18 protein-coding genes are annotated in these 18,801 nt (G+C 67.1%); 7 read left to right on the plus strand and 11 right to left on the minus strand.

Annotation, left to right across the window (positions count from 1 at the left end; all coding sequences use genetic code 11):
* Window positions 1–53: 53 nt before the first annotated feature.
* From ACQR3U_RS05785 to ACQR3U_RS05795, 3 genes are read right to left on the minus strand one after another with little or no spacing between them, the layout of a single operon-like run.
* The gene (locus tag ACQR3U_RS05785; protein WP_230809942.1) at window positions 54–455 is read right to left on the minus strand and encodes a PPOX class F420-dependent oxidoreductase; all 402 of its coding nucleotides are present in this window, start codon (window positions 453–455) and stop codon (window positions 54–56) included.
* Window positions 456–474: 19 nt separating this feature from the next.
* Window positions 475–1,887, minus strand: a complete 1,413-nt coding sequence (gene ramB, locus ACQR3U_RS05790) for an acetate metabolism transcriptional regulator RamB (protein WP_006553582.1) — start codon at window positions 1,885–1,887, stop codon at window positions 475–477.
* A 53-nt stretch (window positions 1,888–1,940) separates the two neighbouring features.
* Window positions 1,941–3,086, minus strand: a complete 1,146-nt coding sequence (locus tag ACQR3U_RS05795; RefSeq protein WP_230809943.1) for a globin domain-containing protein — start codon at window positions 3,084–3,086, stop codon at window positions 1,941–1,943.
* Between the two features lie 534 nt (window positions 3,087–3,620).
* On the opposite strand from ACQR3U_RS05795, the gene aceA reads away from it, so the two are divergent.
* The 4 genes from aceA (at window position 3,621) to ACQR3U_RS05815 (ending at window position 9,517) form a co-directional block, all read left to right on the plus strand.
* The gene (aceA, locus tag ACQR3U_RS05800; protein WP_006553580.1) at window positions 3,621–4,910 is read left to right on the plus strand and encodes an isocitrate lyase; all 1,290 of its coding nucleotides are present in this window, start codon (window positions 3,621–3,623) and stop codon (window positions 4,908–4,910) included.
* A gap of 166 nt (window positions 4,911–5,076) precedes the next feature.
* Entirely contained in the window at window positions 5,077–5,973 is an 897-nt protein-coding gene (locus ACQR3U_RS05805) for a 3-hydroxybutyryl-CoA dehydrogenase (RefSeq protein ID WP_019291147.1), read from the plus strand.
* A 105-nt stretch (window positions 5,974–6,078) separates the two neighbouring features.
* Window positions 6,079–8,379 (plus strand): 5-methyltetrahydropteroyltriglutamate--homocysteine S-methyltransferase, encoded by a 2,301-nt coding sequence (gene metE / locus ACQR3U_RS05810; protein ID WP_230809944.1) that lies wholly within the window; start codon window positions 6,079–6,081, stop codon window positions 8,377–8,379.
* Window positions 8,380–8,458: 79 nt separating this feature from the next.
* The gene (locus ACQR3U_RS05815; protein ID WP_039585432.1) at window positions 8,459–9,517 is read left to right on the plus strand and encodes an NAD(P)-dependent alcohol dehydrogenase; all 1,059 of its coding nucleotides are present in this window, start codon (window positions 8,459–8,461) and stop codon (window positions 9,515–9,517) included.
* A 43-nt stretch (window positions 9,518–9,560) separates the two neighbouring features.
* Here ACQR3U_RS05815 and ACQR3U_RS05820 read toward each other — a convergent pair whose 3' ends face one another.
* Both ACQR3U_RS05820 and ACQR3U_RS05825 read right to left on the minus strand, forming a co-directional pair.
* On the minus strand, window positions 9,561–10,343 hold the full coding sequence (locus ACQR3U_RS05820) for a SigB/SigF/SigG family RNA polymerase sigma factor (RefSeq protein WP_006553576.1): 783 nt from the start codon (window positions 10,341–10,343) through the stop codon (window positions 9,561–9,563).
* Window positions 10,340–10,759, minus strand: coding sequence for an ATP-binding protein (locus ACQR3U_RS05825; protein ID WP_230809945.1), 420 nt, complete (start codon window positions 10,757–10,759; stop codon window positions 10,340–10,342). Before ACQR3U_RS05825 ends, ACQR3U_RS05820 begins: the two co-directional genes overlap by 4 nt.
* Window positions 10,760–11,067: 308 nt before the next feature.
* Between ACQR3U_RS05825 and ACQR3U_RS05830 the strand changes: the two genes are divergently transcribed.
* Together ACQR3U_RS05830 and ACQR3U_RS05835 are read left to right on the plus strand one after the other, a co-directional pair.
* Complete coding sequence (locus ACQR3U_RS05830; RefSeq protein WP_006553574.1) at window positions 11,068–11,511, plus strand: STAS domain-containing protein; 444 nt, start codon at window positions 11,068–11,070, stop codon at window positions 11,509–11,511.
* A 187-nt stretch (window positions 11,512–11,698) separates the two neighbouring features.
* Complete coding sequence (locus ACQR3U_RS05835; RefSeq protein WP_230809946.1) at window positions 11,699–12,190, plus strand: hypothetical protein; 492 nt, start codon at window positions 11,699–11,701, stop codon at window positions 12,188–12,190.
* 32 nt (window positions 12,191–12,222) lie between these two features.
* Here ACQR3U_RS05835 and ACQR3U_RS05840 read toward each other — a convergent pair whose 3' ends face one another.
* Window positions 12,223–13,476 (minus strand): glycosyltransferase, encoded by a 1,254-nt coding sequence (locus ACQR3U_RS05840; protein WP_230809947.1) that lies wholly within the window; start codon window positions 13,474–13,476, stop codon window positions 12,223–12,225.
* Window positions 13,477–13,613: 137 nt separating this feature from the next.
* Complete coding sequence (locus ACQR3U_RS05845) at window positions 13,614–13,970, minus strand: hypothetical protein (protein WP_230809948.1); 357 nt, start codon at window positions 13,968–13,970, stop codon at window positions 13,614–13,616.
* Between the two features lie 449 nt (window positions 13,971–14,419).
* Between ACQR3U_RS05845 and ACQR3U_RS05850 the strand changes: the two genes are divergently transcribed.
* Window positions 14,420–14,617, plus strand: a complete 198-nt coding sequence (locus ACQR3U_RS05850; protein ID WP_019291151.1) for a hypothetical protein — start codon at window positions 14,420–14,422, stop codon at window positions 14,615–14,617.
* A gap of 85 nt (window positions 14,618–14,702) precedes the next feature.
* Here the strand turns inward: ACQR3U_RS05850 and ACQR3U_RS05855 are convergent, their stop codons facing one another.
* The 4 genes from ACQR3U_RS05855 to ACQR3U_RS05870 form a co-directional block, all read right to left on the minus strand.
* A complete protein-coding gene (locus ACQR3U_RS05855; protein WP_006553569.1) occupies window positions 14,703–16,145 on the minus strand; it encodes an alpha,alpha-trehalose-phosphate synthase (UDP-forming) in 1,443 nt (480 codons plus the stop codon).
* 139 nt (window positions 16,146–16,284) lie between these two features.
* A complete protein-coding gene (locus ACQR3U_RS05860) occupies window positions 16,285–16,431 on the minus strand; it encodes a hypothetical protein (protein WP_019291152.1) in 147 nt (48 codons plus the stop codon).
* A 99-nt stretch (window positions 16,432–16,530) separates the two neighbouring features.
* A complete protein-coding gene (locus ACQR3U_RS05865; RefSeq protein ID WP_006553568.1) occupies window positions 16,531–17,097 on the minus strand; it encodes a type 1 glutamine amidotransferase domain-containing protein in 567 nt (188 codons plus the stop codon).
* Window positions 17,098–17,185: 88 nt separating this feature from the next.
* On the minus strand, window positions 17,186–18,712 hold the full coding sequence (locus tag ACQR3U_RS05870; protein ID WP_033096136.1) for an FAD-dependent oxidoreductase: 1,527 nt from the start codon (window positions 18,710–18,712) through the stop codon (window positions 17,186–17,188).
* Window positions 18,713–18,801: the final 89 nt, after the last annotated feature.

Consider the following 18,801-nt stretch of genomic DNA (forward strand, 5'->3'; position numbering starts at 1 on the left):
GCTATGTGCCGCATCTGCTTCCGCTGCGGATGGCAAACAAGCGAGCGGATGCGTCAGATGGGGTCGAGGACCGAGCCCATCACGCGCTCGACTGCGATCTCGATGACGACGCGGCGGGGGTTGGGGCGGGGTTCGCGGTAGCGGGCGGCGTAGCGACGCTCGCCCTCGCGGATGTCGGCCGGCTCGCGCGTAACGCGGGCCGGGCCCTCGAGGGTGAGCCAGCGACCGCCGTCGACCTGGCTCACCACCGCGTAACCCCCGCGCTCGACGTTGAGGGTCTTCTGGGAGCCCTCGAAGGTGATGACGCGGGCGAGGCCGGCCTCGCCGTCCCACGTGAACCCGACGGCGACGACGTGCGGCGAGCCGTCCTTGCGGAGGGTCGTGAGCGTCGCGAGGTGGTACTCGGACAGGAACTCGAGTGCCTTCGCGCCTATCGAGTCGGGGGTGCGTGCCATGCGACGAGCCTATCGACGCTCAGCGCACCAGATACGGCGAGACCGACGAGCGGTGCTCGTTGATGTCGATCTCCTTGCCCAGGGGAGGGAAGGCGCGCTGCGGGCAGTTCATCCGCTCGCACACGCGGCAACCCGAGCCGATCGGCGTGCCGGGATTGGACTCGTCGAGGTCGAGACCGTCGGCATAGACGAGGCGATGCGCGTGCCGCAGTTCGCAGCCGAGACCGATCGCGAACGTCTTCGACGGCTGGCCGTAACGCGCGGCGCGACGCTCGACCGTGCGCGCGACCCACAGATAGCGACGACCGTCGGGCATCTGCGCGATCTGCGTCATGATCTTGCCGGGATAGGCGAAGGTCTCGTATACGTTCCACAACGGGCACGTGCCACCGCTGGTGGAGAAGTGGAAACCGGTGGCGGACTGACGCTTCGACATGTTGCCCGCGCGGTCGACGCGCACGAACGAGAACGGGACGCCCCGCAGCTTCGGACGTTGGAGTGTCGACAGCCGGTGCGCGATCGTCTCGTAGCTGACGCCGTAGAAGGCCGACAGGCGTTCGACGTCGTAGCGGAAGTCCTCTGCGATCTCGTGGAACTGCGTGTACGGCAGGATCAGTGCGGCCGCCCAGTAGTTGGCGAGCCCGAGCCGGGCCAGCGCGCGTGAGGCATCGCTCGTGAACGAACCCTCCGCGACGAGGCGGTCGATGAGCTCTCCACACTCCAGGTACGCGAGTTCGATGGCCAGCTTGAAGACCTGCTGCCCGCCGGACAGCTGCGGCGCGACCTCCAGGACACGGGTCTCGGGGTCGTAGCGGTGAAGGATGTTCTCGCCGAGGTCGATGCGCTTGACGATCTGCACATCGTGGACCGTGGTCATGCGGCGAGCGATCTCGCCCCCCACGTCGCCGCGGTGGAACCGGATGCGGTTGGCCAGCTCCTCGGCCGCGGTGTCGAGATCGTGCAGGTAGTTCTGCCGCTGGTAGAAGTAGTCGCGGACCTCCTCGTGGGGCATGGTGATCGCACCGCTGCCGCTGCCGTCGCTGTACCTCTCCTCGGTCGCGACGGCGAGCTGCGCGGTGGTGTTGCGGAAGCGCCGGTGGAGATTGACCATCGCGCGCGCCAGAGTGGGGTGGGCTGCGACCATCTCGGCGATCTCCTGGGCGTCGGCCTCGATGCCCATCTCCCGGTCGAGCGCGACCTCCCGCATCTCCGCGATCAGACGGGTGTCGTCCTGCGAGGAGAAGAAGGTGGCGTCGACCCCGAAGACCTCGCTGATCCGGAGCAGGACGGGCACCGTCAGCGGCCTGACGTCGTGCTCGATCTGGTTGAGATAACTCGCCGAGATCTCGAGGGTCTTGGCGAGCGCGGCCTGGCTGAGTCCTCGCTCGGTGCGTAGCTGCCGCAGCCGGGCGCCTACATAGGTCTTGGCCATTCGCCCAGGGTAGAACTGCCTCGCAGCCTTCGCAAGGCAGCGTTCGCAGCGTGTTAATCGACAGATACCGGTGGGGCCTCGAGGCCGAACCACGAGCCCGGCGCGAACGCCTCGAAGTGAATCGACCCGGGGGATACCCCCGACGCGACGAGATCCGAGCGGATGGCACGCATGAACGTGATCGGACCGCACACATAGGTGCGGGCATCGCCCGGAATCGTCAGCCCGGACAGTGGAGTTCGTCCGTCGCTGCGAATCTCGTCGTACTCGGTGTAGCGCACGTGCAGCCGGGCGTCCGGCAACGAGTCGACCAGGATGGCGAGTTCGGTCCGGTGCGGTTGCTCGTAGGGGGTGCGGTCGACGTGGACGACGTCGACGCTCCGGCCGTCGCCCCGGGACTGCATGTCGCGCAGCGCCGCGATCGTCATCGTCACGCCCACGCCCGCCGAGGCGAGCAGCAACGGTTCGCTGCCCCTGTCGACGACGACGCTGCCGAACGGCGGTGACACGAGGAGGTGATCGTCGACGCCCAGGCCGTCGCACAGCACGGGGGAGACGAGTCCGCCCGGCACGCGCTTGACGGTGACGGCCCACTCGCCGCTCGTCCTGCCCGGGAAGACGGTGTACTGGCGGATCTGCTCGGAGCCGTCCGGCAGCGCGACCCGCACCGAGATGTACTGGCCGGGAAGGAAGGCCGGCAGCGGCCGACCGTCGACGGAGCGGAGGTGGAAGGTGGCCGCGTGCGCGCCGTCGTACTCGTGTTCGGTGACGACAACCCGACGCCAGATGTCACCGGGGGCCACACCGGCCCGCCGGTACAGCTCCGTCTCCTGCTCGACGAGCGAGTTCGCCATCAGCGTGTACACCTCGTGCCAGGCCACGGCGACCTGCGGTGTGATGGCGTCGCCGAGCACCTCGGCGATCGCGGCGAACAGGTGGGTCCGCACGATCCCGTAGTGCGCGGCCTGTACACCGAGGGACGCATGTTTGGCGGCGATCCGCTCCATGATCGGGTCGATGTCGGTCGGTGCGTGGGTGACCAGCAGTGATGCGAAAGCGGCGACCGAGTCGGCGAGCGCCCGTTGCTGGGCCCCGTTGGCCTGGTTGGTGCGGTTGAAGGTGTCCCGCAGGGACGGGACGGCCCGGAAGAGCCGGTTGTAGAAGACACGTGAGATCGTGCCGATCTCGGCGCCGACCACCGGCAGGGTCGCTTCGACGATCGACCGCGACGTACTCGAGAGAATGTCGACTCCTCGTGTTCGGGGGCTGTTCGGCCGGGGCCCTGAGACACGAAGGCACTACGATGCACCGGCCCCGATCCGGCCCGAGACATGTTACGGATGGGATTCCAGGGGTCAATGGGGATCACAAACCACGATCACCGTTTGTGAAGGCAGTCACAGGCAGGTGTCCGATCCGTCCCGAGGTGGGGGAGTCGGCGGGACGAGGCGTCCCGGCGGTGTGGGCCGGACGGCAGCGGCAAAAGCCGAGGTAGTTACTACTCGCGGGTAATAAACCCGTGCCCGATTCGGGTAGTTGGACCGACCATCGATTGGCAATCTTCGCAATGGCTGCGACGAAAATAGCCGAGATTGGCATTAGCAACAGGTAGACGGGCTTTTTGGACTGTGCCATTGTCGTTCTTGTACATCCGAACGGCACGCAAAGGATGTGAAGTCGTACACGCGTACTGCTTCATCCCGAGCGGGGCAGATCTAGAGAGTGGAGATTTGATGTCGACCACCGGCACCCCGAGGACTGCAGAAGAGATCCAGAAGGATTGGGACACCAATCCGCGCTGGAAGGGGATCACCCGCAACTACACCGCCGAGCAGGTCGCCAAGCTGCAGGGCAACGTCGTCGAGGAAGCCACCCTCGCTCGCCGCGGTTCCGAGATCCTGTGGGACCTCGTCAACAACGAGGACTACATCAACTCGCTCGGCGCCCTCACCGGTAACCAGGCGGTCCAGCAGGTCCGCGCCGGCCTGAAGGCCATCTACCTCTCCGGTTGGCAGGTCGCCGGCGACGCCAACCTGTCCGGCCACACCTACCCGGACCAGTCGCTGTACCCGGCGAACTCGGTTCCGCAGGTCGTCCGCCGTATCAACAACGCGCTGCTGCGCGCCGACGAGATCGCCAAGGTCGAGGGCGACACGTCCGTCGACAACTGGCTCGCTCCGATCGTCGCCGACGGTGAGGCCGGCTTCGGTGGCGCCCTCAACGTCTACGAGCTGCAGAAGGCCATGATCGCGGCCGGCGTCGCCGGTTCCCACTGGGAGGACCAGCTCGCGTCGGAGAAGAAGTGCGGTCACCTCGGTGGCAAGGTGCTCATCCCCACGCAGCAGCACATCCGCACCCTGACCTCGGCTCGCCTCGCGGCCGACGTCGCGGACGTCCCGACCGTGGTCATCGCCCGCACCGACGCCGAGGCCGCGACCCTCATCACCTCCGATGTCGACGAGCGTGACCGCCCGTTCATCACCGGTGAGCGCACCGCCGAGGGCTTCTACCACGTCAAGAACGGCATCGAGCCCTGCATCGCCCGTGCGAAGGCCTACGCTCCGTACTCCGACCTCATCTGGATGGAGACCGGTGTTCCGGACCTCGAGGTCGCCAAGAAGTTCGCCGAGGGCGTCCGCAGCGAGTTCCCGGACCAGCTGCTGGCCTACAACTGCTCGCCGTCCTTCAACTGGAAGGCTCACCTGGACGACGCGACCATCGCGAAGTTCCAGAAGGAGCTCGGCGCGATGGGCTTCAAGTTCCAGTTCATCACCCTCGCCGGCTTCCACTCGCTCAACTACGGCATGTTCGACCTGGCGCACGGCTACGCCCGCGAGGGCATGACGGCCTTCGTCGACCTGCAGGAGCGCGAGTTCAAGGCGGCCAAGGAGCGCGGCTTCACCGCCATCAAGCACCAGCGTGAGGTCGGTGCCGGCTACTTCGACACCATCGCCACCACCGTCGATCCCAACACCTCCACGGCTGCCCTGAAGGGCTCCACCGAGGAAGGCCAGTTCCACTAGGAACCAGCGCCACCCCGAGGTCCACCACCCCGCGGCGGGATCCAGGTCCCCATGTCCTGCCGCGGGGTGCGTGCGTATCCGGAGCAGTTCGAAACGCGCGCACCCGACGGGTCCTCGCTTGTACTTCCGGCCTCGGCCACGACCCCCACAACGAGAAGGAGCTGACGTGACCAGCGAAAAGATTCAGCGCGTCGGCGTGATCGGCGCCGGCATCATGGGCGCAGGTATCGCCGAGGTGTGCGCACGCGCTCATGTCGACGTACTGGTGTTCGAGCAGACCCGCGAACTCGCGGCTGCCGGACGTGCCCGGATCCTCCGGTCGCTGGACCGGGGCGTGAGCAGCGGAAAGATCACCGAACGGGAGCGTGAGCAGGCCGCATGGCGTCTGCGCTTCACCTCCGATCTCGGTGACTTCGCCGATCGGCAGCTCGTGGTGGAGGCCGTCGTCGAGGACGAGAAGGTCAAGAGCGAGATCCTCGCGGAGCTCGACAAGATCGTCACCGATCCCAACGCGGTGCTCGCCTCGAACACCTCGTCGATCCCGATCATGAAGCTCGGTATCGCGACCGGTGCGCCCGAGCGTGTCATCGGCATGCACTTCTTCAACCCTGTTCCGGTGCTCCCGCTCGTCGAGCTCGTCACCACCCTGAAGACCAGCCCCACCGTCGCCGAGCGCGCCGAGGCGTTCGCAGCCGACGTACTGGGCAAGCAGGTCGTGCGGTCCTCCGACCGTGCAGGTTTCATCGCCAACGCGCTGCTGGTGCCGTACCTGCTCTCGGCGATCCGGATGGTCGAGTCCGGCTTCGCCACCAAGGAGGACATCGACAAGACGATGGTCCTGGGTTGCGCCCACCCGATGGGTCCGCTCGCCCTGACCGACCTGGTCGGTCTGGACACCGTCAAGTCGATCGCCGACTCCATGTACGAGGAGTTCAAAGAGCCCCTGTACTCGGCCCCGCCGCTGCTGCAGCGCATGGTCGAGGCGGGACTCGTCGGCAAGAAGTCGGGCGCCGGCTTCTACGAGTACGCCGACAACGGTCGCACGGTCAAGAAGGCCGGCTAGCCAGGTAGCACCACCGCACACGGCGCCCGTGCCCGGCGACAGTGTTCCGAACACTGGTCACCGGTGCACGGGCGCGACGTGCATGAGGGAAAGGTCGACGCCGACATGGCAACTCTCGCCGACGGATACGGATCGAGCATCCTCGGGTACCCGCGCATCGGGCCCCGCCGCGAGCTCAAGTTCGCCCTCGAGGCCTACTGGCACGGTGAGGGCACGCGCGACGAACTTGTCGCGGTCGCTCGCGAGCTCCAGGAGAACACGTGGCGCGAGCTCGCAGCCACGGGTCTGACCCAGGTACCCGGCAACACGTTCTCCTACTACGATCACGTCCTGGACAACGCGCTGTTGTTCGGCGCGCTGCCCGAGCGGTTCCGTCCACTGGCCGATGAGCTCGACCCGCTCGATCTGTACTTCACGCTGTGCCGTGGCCGCGAGGACTTCCCGCCGCTCGAGCTGGTGCGCTGGTTCGGCAGCAACTACCACTACCGCCAGCCCGAACTCGACGAGAACACCGTCTTCGAGCTGAATTCGGCGGCCGTACTCGACGAGTTCGAGCGTGCGAAGGTCGAGGGTATCGAGCTGCGGCCGGTGGTGCTCGGCCCGGTCTCGCTGCTGCTGCTGTCGAAGATCGCACCGACGTCGACGAAGGAGAGTTTCCGCACCCTCGACCTGCTCGACGCGCTGCTCCCCGAATACGAGAAGCTCTTCGAGCAGCTCGCCCGTGCCGGTGCCACCTGCGTGCAGCTCGACGAGCCGTCGTTCACCGAGGACCGCAGCGAGGAGGAGCTCGCAGCCCTCGCGCGTACCTACGACGCGCTCTCGCACGCTCCGCTGCGTCCGCGTCTGCTCGTGACCGGCCCGTACGGGCATCTCGGTGAGGCACTGCCGATCCTGGCCGCGTCGAAGATCGAGGCGATCGGCCTGGACCTGGTCAACGGCCGCATGAGCGCGGACGAACTGGCCGCAGTGCCCGGACTCAAGCGCAAGCGCATCTACGCCGGTGTCGTCGACGGCCGCAACGTGTGGAAGGTCGACCGCCACCGCACCCTCGACTACCTGAAGTCGCTCGCCGCGGTCGCACCGGATCTCGTCGTGTCGACCTCGTCCTCGCTGCTGCACGTGCCCTACGACCTGCTCGTCGAGTACGACATCCCCGGCGACGTCGCCGACCGTCTCGCGTTCGCGAAGCAGAAGGTGGGGGAGGTGGTCTCCCTTGCCAAGGCGCTCACGACCGGAGCCGAGGAGCGGTGGCGCAAGCCGCCCGTGTCGGTGCACTTCAAGCAGAAGCACACCGTCCGTGCACGTCTGAACGCGGTCACACCCGCCCATCGGGTGCGCGCGCCTTACGAGGAGCGCCGCACCGCGCAGCAGAAGCGACTGGATCTGCCGCCGGTGCCGGTGACAACCCTGGGGTCGTTCCCGCAGACCGCGGAAATCCGCAGGGCACGAGCGGAACTCGGTCGTGGCCGGATGTCGTACGGCGAGTACGTCAAGCGGATCCAGGAGGAGATCGAGTCCACCATCCGTCTGCAGGAGGACATCGGTCTCGACGTCCTCGCCCACGGCGAGCACGAACGCAACGACATGGTGCAGTACTTCGCCGAGCTGATGGAGGGCTTTGCCACCACCCACTTCGGCTGGGTGCAGGCCTACGGTTCGCGCTGCACGCGCCCGCCGATCCTCTACGGCGACATCGTGCGGCCGAAGCCGATGACGGTCGAGTGGATCTCGTTCGCGCAGTCGCTGACCGACAAGCCGGTCAAGGGCATGCTCACCGGTCCGGTGACGATGCTGGCGCGTTCCTACGTGCGTCAGGATCAGCCGCTCCACGAGACGGCCGACCAGCTCGCGCTGGCCATCCGCGACGAGATCGCCGATCTCGAGCGGGCGGGCATCGCGATCATCCAGGTCGACGAACCGGCCATCCGGGAACTGTTGCCGCTGCGGCAGGACGGGCGCTCCGAGTACCTCGACTGGGCCGTCGACGCCTTCCGTCTCGCCACCGGTGGCGCGAAGCCGGAGACGCAGATCCACACGCACCTGACCTATTCGGGTCAGGTGTCGGTGGTCGACGCGATCGAGCGGCTCGACGCCGACGTCACGGCGATCGTGGCGACACGCTCGATCCGCTGGGTGCTCGAGGCGATCAAGGACCGCGCGCTGTCCCACGGTGTCGGTCCCGGTGTCTACGAGTCCCGCTCGGCCCGGATCCCGGACATCGACGAGCTCGACGAGTTGCTCAGCGAGGCGGCGGAATCGGTGGAACTCGACCGCTTGTGGGCCAATCCGGACGGTGGTCTCAAGACCCGTCACCACTGGCAGCTCGAGCCGTCGCTGCGCAACCTCGTCGCTGCGGCGCGACGACTGCGCCGCCGGGCGACACACCGGTCCGACCAGGCCGGATAGTCGAACCGTCTCCACGACGTGCACCTGCGGGAGTCCCCCGCGGGTGCACGTCGTCGCGAGGCGGAGTAGTTGTGGAGGAATGACGTCCACAACCGGTACGACCACCGTCGCCGCATACGCCGCCACCGCGCCCGACGCGCCCCTGTCGAAGACCACCGTCGAACGACGTGCCCTCGGCCCGCTCGACGTGCTCATCGCCATCGAATTCGCCGGCATCTGCCATTCCGACATCCACACCGCCCGGAACGAGTGGGGCGGAACCAAGTACCCGATCGTGCCGGGCCACGAGATCGTCGGCACCGTCGCCGCCGTCGGTTCCGGTGTCACGAAGCACGCCGTCGGAGACCGCGTCGGCGTGGGTTGCTTCGTGAACTCCTGTGGTGAATGTGAGCCCTGCCGAACAGGATTCGAGCAGCACTGCACCAGTCGGGTGACGGGAACCTACAACTCCGTCGACCGCGACGGCTCCGTCACCCAGGGCGGCTACTCGACACACATCGTCGTCACCGAACACTTCGTCCTGAGGATTCCCGACGGACTCGACCCGGCCGCCGCAGCGCCTCTGCTGTGCGCGGGAATCACCCTGTACTCGCCGCTGAAGCGGTGGAATGCCGGGCCGGGGAGCAAGGTCGCGATCATCGGCATGGGCGGTCTCGGGCATGTCGGAGTGAAGATCGCGGCAGCGATGGGTGCGGAGGTGACCGTGCTCGGTCACTCGCTGTCGAAGCGGGACGACGGCCTGCGCTTCGGTGCGGTCGACTACCGGTCCACCGAGGACGAGTCGACCTTCAAGGAGTTGCGCGGGAAGTTCGATCTGATCCTCAACACCGTCTCGGTCAACCTCGACCTCGACCGCTACCTGTCGTTGCTGCGGCTGCACGGCACCCTCGTCGGCCTCGGCCTGCCCGAGAAGCCGCTGTCGGTGCGGGCGTTCTCGCTCGCGATGAACGATCGTGCGATGGCCGGATCGAATGTCGGCGGAATCCCCGACACGCAGGCGATGCTCGACTTCTGCGCAGAGCACGGCATCGGTGCGGAGATCGAGCTGATCTCCGCGGACCGTATCAACGAGGCATACGACCGTGTGGTCGCCAGTGATGTGCGCTATCGCTTCGTGATCGACGCCTCGACGTTCTGACCGCGTCGACGTCCCGGGCACGGGAGCCCGGGACGTCGACCCGTCAGAAGTTGTCGCCGAGCTGATCGCGGAGCTGCGCGAGGGTCTTCGTGAGCAGACGCGACACGTGCATCTGCGAGACACCCACGCGCTCGGCGATCTGCGTCTGCGTCATGTTGCCGAAGAAGCGCAGCAGCACGACCGTGCGTTCGCGGGCCGGAAGGGCCTCGAGCAGCGGACGCAGCGCCTCGTGGTTCTCGACCTCGTCGAGCGCGGCGTCGTAGTCGCCGAGCGTGTCGGCGAGGGTGAGCCCGTCGTCGCCGGACGGGGACGACCGGTCGACCGACACGGTCTGGTAGGCGTTGCCGGCCACGAGACCCTGCAGCACCTCCTCCTGATCGATGCCGAGTACCTCGGCGAGCTCGGAGGCGGTGGGTGCACGTCCGAGCTGCTGGGAGAGCTCGGACGTGGCCTTGCTCAGGGACAGATGCAGTTCCTTCATGCGTCGCGGCACACGAACCGCCCAGCCGGCGTCACGGAAGTGCCGGCGCACCTCGCCCATGATCGTGGGGACCGCGAAGGAGACGAAATCCGAACCGCGTTCGGGGTCGAAACGGTCGACCGCGTTGACCAGGCCCAGGCGCGCGACCTGCAGCAGATCTTCGAAGGCCTCACCACGGCCGTCGAAGCGCCGGGCGATGTGCTCGGCGAGCGGCAGGCACCGCTCGACCACTGCGTCGCGGATGCGGATGCGACCGGGGTCGCCCTCCTCGAGTGCGAGGAGTGTTCTCAACGTTTCGGTGACGTCGGCGTACTCGTCGCTCGACCTACCCGTGTTGCGCGTCACCGATCGGCGCTGCCTTCGGCGATGGACATGTCGATCGTGGCGCGCGAGTCGTCGCTCGTCACCGAGATGGACTCGGTCAGCGAGTTGAGCACGTGCCATCCGAAGGAGCGCGGCTGCCCGATCTCGGAGGCGTCGTTCGTGGGCGCCGACAGGCTGATGTGCAGCAGCGGGAGAGCCGCCCGGAACGAGCACGCCAGGATCGCGTCCCCGGGTGCGCCCATGATCAGCCGCGTGGCCGCTTCGTCGACGGCGAGCTTCACATCCGCAACGGTATCGAGGTCGAAGTCGTGCTGCAGCGCGATCGCGGCGGCTACCGCTCGGAGCACTGCGAGCTGGTCGGGATGGGCCTCTACTCGAAGTTCGACTACCGGGGGATTGTGGTCGCGTGCCGATTCGATCGACGCGGATTTTGCCATGAGCCTGATGTCTCCAGTACGGGGAGTGGGGGTACGAGCGGGTCGTGTCTGTCTGGTCGTCGGAGAGATTACCCAGATACCGCGAATTCAATCCATCCACCGTGACCTGGGCAGGGGGCCGCAACATTCCCGAAATGCACGATCGGCGTGTTGAGTGCCCGTGGTTCGTGGACTACTGTGGCGGCAGAAGGTTGAGCACACAGCCGAGAACACGGAAGCACCGCTGTTTCGGGAGGGTTCCGATCGGTCACCGGTTGTGCCTGTCTCGTAGGTCGTGCTTCCTGCAATTTTCGATGTTGGGAAGTGCTATGACAGTTCCTCAGCGAATTGCCGCACAGGTAGATTCCGTCCCATCCGGGTGGTCGGCTCGGCCGATCAGGTCCGACATTCCCGCAGAACGGGTCGTCGGCGCAGAATTCAGCGCGCAGAAGATCGAACCGGACCTCGTCTGGATCGACGTGCGAGGCGAGATCGACATCCGCAACGCACACGCTCTACACGCGTTCACCCATCGGCAGCTCGAAGAATCGATCCGTATGGTCGTCGATCTCGGAGCAGTCGAATTCTTCGGTGCGGCCGGGTTGTCGGTCTTCGACGATCTCGACGAACGTGCGCGTGCCCTGAACGTCCGCTGGGCACTTCTGAGTGGGCGACCGGTGGAACGGTTGCTCCGGGTCGCCGACGCGACCATCGCTTCCAAGGCATGCAGAACACGTGAAGCAGCGCTTGCTGCGCTCGCTCGCGTGAAGTAACAGGCCGGGAGAGCCGACCATACGGCGTGGCCGCAATCCGCCACGCCCCTCCATACCGTTGCCGTTCGGGTTTCCCGGGCGGCAACGGTTCTGTTCGGAGGGCATCTCCGATCCGCCGCTCGGCCCGAGGCGCCCGTTTCGTCACTTCGACCCGGGGGAACCCGCTGGTGAACCCGAGGAGGTCGAGATGAGCACGAACGACTGGATTCTGCTGGTGACAGCGGTGGTCGTCGCGTTGGTGGTAGTGGCGGTGCTGGGGTGGACGCTCCGCAACCGGCGTGCCGAGCGCCGGCGTGCCGAAGCCGAACGTCTGCGTCGCAGCGTCGAGGAGAACAGGCCGGGAGTCGAACAGCGGGCGGCGTCGGCCGAACGCACCGAAGCGGAGGCCCGTCGCGCCGCGGCGGACGCCGAAGCGAAGGCGGCCGAGGCGGAGCGGCTGCGCGCCCGCTCCGAGGAGGAACGTCGTACCGCCGAAGCGGCACGAGCCGAACTCGACGAGCGTCGTCGCCGGGCGGAAGAGCTGGATCCCCGTTCGGCGGAACACGCCGAGCGCGGTGATCACCGCGCGGATCCGGTTCCGCGGACGGCAGGTTCGTCGGATCAGGTCCCGAACACCGTGCCGGGCGACGAGGCCGGCCCAGCGGGCGCACACCGGAACGATCAGGACTTCCGTCGCTGATCGCTCCGGCGTCTGTAGAGGTTCGACGGGCGCTACTGCACGCCGGTCCGTGCGGTCCGGTGTGCAGTACGCCGGACCGGCACGCAGCGTTCGTAGGCGCGAAGGGTGTCCTCCGCCACGCGATCCCAGGTGTACCGGGCGAGAACGCGGTCGCGTCCGGCGATACCGAAGGTGGCGCGTGTCGTCGCATCGGAGAGAAGGCGGCGCGCGGCGGCCGCGACAGCCTCGGGGGAGCGGGTGGGCACGAGAAGGCCGGTCGCCTCGTCGAGCACAGTGTCGAGCATTCCACCGGAAGCAGTTGCGATGACCGGGCGACCGCACGACATCGCCTGCAGGGCGAGCATCCCCGACGGATCGTGCCAGGGAGTGGAGACCACGGCGTCGGCGGACAGGAGCAGACCGGGCATCTCGTCCCGCCCGACATCGCGGCGGATCCGGACGCGTCCCTGCATACCGCGTACGCGTGCGAGCTTCACGAGACGGGACTTCTCCTGCTCGTCCGCTCGGCGCGACGAGTACGGGGGAGCGGGATGCGCGGCGATGATCAACTCGGTGTCGGGAATGCCCGCCAGCGCTTCGATGGCGATGTCGAATCCGGAGCCCAGTTCGAGAGGGCCGGCTGCGAGCAGACGATGCTTGCGGGTCCTCGTGGTGTCGGGAGCGGCAGCGGTGCTGTAGTGCACGGCGTCCACGCCGCTCGGCACCACCGTGGTCCGCGTGCGGGGAAGTCCCATGCGCGCCAGCTCGAACACCTCGTCGGAACTCGTCGCGATCATGCGTGTCGCGCCCCGGGCGAGGAGCCGCTCCAAGCGGATTCGGTCGCGCGCGGACGCGTCCATCGCAGTCTTCTCCCGGATCCGGTGCTCGACCGTGCCGAGGGAATGGAAGGTCTGAACCGTGGGGATGCCCAGCGAACGGGTGGCGAGCTGCGTGGCCAGTCCGGACAGCCAGTAGTGGGCGTGGGTGATGTCCGGTGGCCGCTGGCGCCACTCCCGATCCAGGAAGCTCCCGAATTCCCCCATCGCAGAGGCGGTTTCGTCGGGACGCAGCGGGGACGGTGGTCCTGCCGGTACCTGCACCACCTCGTATCCACCAGGGGCGGAAATCCGGTCGGGGGCGTCGCGGTCCTCGCGGCGTGTGTAGACCACCACCTCGTGACCGGCCCCGGCGAGGGCGGACGACAGTTCGGCCAGGTGGACGTGAAGTCCTTGCGGCGGCGCATCTGCGTGCGCGCCGTGACCGAGCAGGGGATTCACTTGTCCGGCAACCATCGCGATCTTCACCACAGCGGTATTCCCGTGTGTGGTGGGGGATAAACCGGTCACGGCGCGCCGGTACGAACCGGAATACGCTGCTGCCCCACCTGTTCGTTCGTGTGGGTCGGTGGCTCCGGCCGCACCGGGCCGGGACGACCGGTCCCGGATCAGATGATGGCGCGGGCGGAGATGGTGGCGTAGACGACCATCAGCACCAGCAGTACCCATCCCGCACCCTGCCAGATCGGCCAGCGACCGCCGCGCTTCCACGTGCGGTAGGCCGTCAGCAGTGCGCCGAGTCCGCCGAGCAGGAGCACGAGTGTGGGTCCGAAGACCAGGATCTGGCGGGCGGGATCGGTGCACACCGCGAATGCGGCGTCGCTGCAGTCCTGCCCGGAGTTCGTGCCCCAGAGGATGGCGACGCCCATCACCACGAGCGCAGCGACGATCACGCCCCCCGCGTACATCGTGGCCTTACGGGCCGTCCGGGGGTCGTTCAAGCGTTTCTCCACATCCTGGGTCATGGCTCTCCTTCTCGTGGCCGAACGGTGCACGCGCGATGGCGGCGCACGCGCGTAACGGCCGGCGTGACTCGCTCTCCGAGTACCCCCGGCCAGGTCGCCCAATCCGGATGTGCGGTGGTCACCCCACGAGAGGTGGGGTGAGCCGGGCGTCAGGCGTGCTGGTGCACGGTCATGAAGACGTGGTCGAAGTGACTCCGATGCTGTTCGGCAAGGGCCGGCAAGGACGTGATCTCGTGTACGAGTCGTTCGGCCAGTGCCCGCAGTTCGACGCCCGTTTCCTGCGAGCGCCAGGCGCCGCCGGACCCGGATTCATCCCCGCCCGATCCGGCCTCGGAGAGTTTTGTCCGTTAGGGCCGGATCAGGGCGCTCGGTGCGTTTGTTCGGTTTCCCCCTCGGGTATTGCTACCCGGCCGGACGGTCCGGCATATGAGACGGATCGAGGTGAGGTCGTGCGATTGGTGAGTCTCGTGGTCCTGATCTGGTTGATCATCGGTGCGGTGGCGGCCGGTCAGCGCGGCTACTTCAGCGACTCGGACCAGAATTGCAGCAGTCTCGCGACGGTGGCAGTTACGGTGGTGGCCGGGCCGCTCAACTACGCGGGCGTCAATCCCCAGGTCGAGTGCGAGGTGCCGCAGCCGAGCGGGTAGGTCCGCATTCCTTCGGGTCTGTCGCTGTTCGAGGTGCGGAGCGTGCGGGTCCTCTTCCGACAGATGTCGGAGAGGACCCGCACGCCTAGCTTCCGGAGGCGGTGACGTGCGCACCCGAGGTGGCCCGCAGGTCCTCGAGGAAGGTGCGCGACCAGCGGGCGACGTCGTACTCCATGACGTGCGCGTGCATGGTCTTCATGCGCTTCTTCCGTTCGGCCGGGTCCTCCTCTATCGCTTCCACGATCGCGCGCTTGACGCCTTCGAGATCGTGTGGGTTGACCAGAAGAGCGCGGCGGAGTTCGGCTGCCGCCCCGGCGAATTCGCTGAGCACCAACGAACCGCTGCCGTCGGGGTGGCAGGCGATGTATTCCTTGGCGACGAGGTTCATGCCGTCGCGCAGGGGAGTGACCAGCATGACATCGGCACCGGTGTACATCGCGAGCAGTTCGTCGCGGTCGACCGAGGCATGGAGGTAGTGGACGACGGGAGAACCGAGCCGGGCGAACTCGCCGTTGATCCGACCCACTTCGCGCTCCACCTGGTCGCGGAGTTGTGCGTACGCCGTCAAACGCTCGCGGCTCGGCGTGGCCAACTGCACCATCACGACCTTCTCGGGATCGAGGGTGCCTTCGGCGAACAGCTCGTGCAGGGCCTCGAGACGTACGTCGATCCCCTTGGTGTAGTCGAGCCGGTCGACGCCGAGCAGCATGACCTCCGGATCGCCCAGGTCCCTGCGGATCTCGGCGGCACGCTCCTGAACGGCGGTGTCGCGGGAACGTTCCCGGAGCTGCGCGGAGTCGATGGAGATGGGGTAGGCACCGACACGAACCTGCCGGTCGCCGAGAACGATGGTGCCGCCCGACGAGGTCCCGCGCGGTGCCGGAAGTCCGAAGAGCCGGTTGGCGAGATAGAGGAAGTTCTGTGCCCCGCCGGGGAGATGGAAACCGACGAGATCGGCGCCGAGCAGACCGTCGACGATCGCCTTCCGCCACGGCAACTGCAGGAACAGTTCGGTAGGCGGGAAGGGGATGTGGAGGAAGAAACCGATCGTGACGTCGGGCCGGAGTTCACGCAACATCCGGGGAACGAGCTGGAGCTGGTAGTCGTGCACCCACACCGTCGCCCCGGGGGCAGCGGCACGGGCCGCGGCCTCGGCGAATCGCTGATTGACCGCGCGATAGGTCCGCCACCACCGGCGATCGAAAGTGGGTGGGATGAGCGCGTCGTGGTAGAGCGGCCACAGAGTGTCGTTCGAGAAACCCTCGTAGTACTCCTCGACCTCCTGGGAGGACAACTCCACCGGATACAGCGAGAGCCCGTCCTCCTCGAAGGGATCGACCGTCACGTCGGGAGTGCCGGGCCAGCCGACCCAGGCGCCACTGTTGGACCTCAGGACGGTCTCCATCGCGGTCACCAGGCCACCGGGGCTGCGTCGCCAGACCGGCGGGCCACCGTCGGTCGGCGTCTCGAGATCCACCGGCAAACGGTTGGCGACCACGACGAAATCGTCGGAGTTCGGTTCGTTCATAATCCCGCCTTCGTGCAACTGCCTTACGGCGAACCAATCCCACATGTTCGAAATCGACTACTTCTTGTTATCAAGGCGGGTAGGGGGCCGCAAATTGCGTGCACCGCTGCGGGCCTTCGACCAGCAGTTCTCCGGAAAATCAGCTTTCGCTCGGCAGGGGAGCAGCCGGGTTGTCGAACATTTCGTCGATACGCTTCTTGATCTCCGCGGTACTGAATCGCACGCCCTGGTGGAGGGCTGCGGGCGGGAAGAAGGTGGCGCCGGAAACGGGGCTCTGCTCGAGCATCGTCGAGGTCCTTTCGAAAACAGGCGGAGATGGACCGGGACCTTTGTGGTCGCGGTCGGTGAAGTGACGAGGATCGGCCTGCGTCGTGGCCCGAACGATTCAGCTCGCGGGGTTCGCCGCGAAGAGATCTATGAGTGCCTTGCAGAATGCCGGCAGGTCGCCGGGGTTGCGGCTCGAGACCAGGTTGCGATCGACGACCACCTCTTGATCGACGACGTTTCCGCCGGCGTTGCGGATGTCGGTACGAACGCTCGGATACGACGTGAGGGTGCGGTCGCGCACCACGTCGGCCTCGACGAGCATCCACGGTCCGTGGCAGATCACGCCGACCGGGCGCCCGGAGGTGACGAACTCCCGCACGAACGACACGGCCTTGTCGTCCTGGCGCAGCTGATCGGGATTCGTGGTTCCACCGGGAAGCACCAGGCCGTCGAAGTCGCCGGGGGAGACCTCCGAGACGAGGTGATCGACGGTGTATTTCCCTGCGGCGTTGACGTCCTTCTCCATTGCCTGGATCTCGCCCTGCTCGATCGAGACGAGTCGGACCGTGGCGCCCTCGTCCTCGAGAGCTTTACGCGGCTCGACGAACTCGACCTCCTCGACTCCGTTCGTCGCGAGAATTGCGATGGTCAGTCCGGACAGTCGTGCCCCATCGGCGGAATTCATGTTCGTGTGTCCTTTCTCGGCTGCTGTCAGAATTACCCGGCTCGGATGGTGTGAAACGCGGGCTCTCACGCCTTTTTCCACCTCGGCGTCACCTGGGGGAAAGGTTGCCGGTCGCGGGCCCCTCCAGCAGAGTGCCGTCGGCAGTGAATCGGGAGCCGTGCAGCGGGCAGTCCCACGACGACTCCGCGTCGTTCCACCGCAGGATTCCGCCGAGGTGCGGGCAGACCGCGCTCACGCGGTGCGTCCGGCCGTCGACCGTGGACACGCCGACGGGACGTCCGCAACTGCGTACCACCCGTCCCTGTCCTTCTTCCGGCTTTGATCCGGAGGACGTCGCGGCCTGCAACCAGCCCTTGGCCATGTGCAATGCGACGGTGGCATTGAGTTTGGCTGCGGTGGGAATGCCGGTCACCAGTTCGGTGCGCCATGCCGCCATGGCGGGCGCCCACGCCTCGACCTCGGGATCCGGCGACTCCGAGAACCGGGACGCGATGATGTGCGCCGCCGCGACCCCGCCGGTCATGCCCCACTTGCCGAAGCCGGTCGCCACCCAGATCCGGTCGGCACCGGGCAGGACGGGGCCGACCTCGGGGAGGCTGTCCATGTTCGTGTAGTCCTGCGCCGACCACCGGTACAGTTCGTGGGCGCCGGGGAAGGTCCGTTGACTCCATCGCAGCAGGTCGTCGTATGCGGAACGGGTCGAATCGTGCCGGCCGACGACGTGTCCGTTGCCGCCGACGAGCAGTAGTCGATCCGCCGACGAGGACGTTCCCGCCGCAGAGGCGGTGCGGAGCGACCGGGTGGGACTGTCCGCGGACAAGAACATCCCTTCCGGCGGGCCACCGGGCACTTCGACGGCGATGGAGTACGAGCGGTCGGGTTCCATCCTGGCGAAGAATGCACCGCGGTCCAGGATGGGGATGCCGGTTGCAAGTACGACGCGATCTGCACGGATGTTGCCGTCGTCGGTGCGGACGATGCATCCTGCGTCCTCGGTGTCCACGGTCTTCACGCGCCGCCCGACGAACACTTCGGCGCCGCACGCACGCGCCCGGTCGACCGCCGTGAACAGAATGGGCATGGGATCGACCTGCACCTGGTCGGGAATCGTGACTGCCGCGGCCACGCCGAAGGGCAGCGGGATCTCACCGACCCTCTCGGCCGGTAACCCGGCGGCGCGACAGTGGTGGTATTCCGCGTCGATCATGCTTACGTTCGACGGATCCTGCGCGTAGGTATAGGCGTCCGCACGGTCGAAGTCGAGTCCGTGCCGCGTGCAGAAATCGACCACCCATCGTTGTGCCGCGAGGGTGCCGTCGACATATCCCTGACGGATCGTACCGGAATGTCTGCGGCCGATCTGCGACAGGCGTGTGCCCTGCAGGACGCTGACCTTGCCGGTGGTGTTCCCGGTGGTCACCGCCCCGATGTCCCGGGCTTCGAGCACCGCAACGCGCAGTCCCCTCTCAGCGAGGAGCAGCGCCGTCACGGTGCCCGTGATCCCGGCGCCGACGACCACGATGTCGTAGCGCTCCCGGCGGGCCGTCCAGTCGTCGTACGTCGCGATGTGCGGGGCGCGATCCCGCCAGAGGGACACCGTGGTCTCGGTAGGCATATGCGCTGGTTACCTCCCCGACCGGACCGGTAAACGGGGCGCTGCGGGAGCCTCTCGCATCGTTGTTTCCGGTTCGTGATCCGAACCGG

This window comes from Rhodococcus sp. IEGM1339 (assembly GCF_050321925.1).
Lineage (GTDB): Bacteria > Actinomycetota > Actinomycetes > Mycobacteriales > Mycobacteriaceae > Rhodococcus > Rhodococcus pyridinivorans.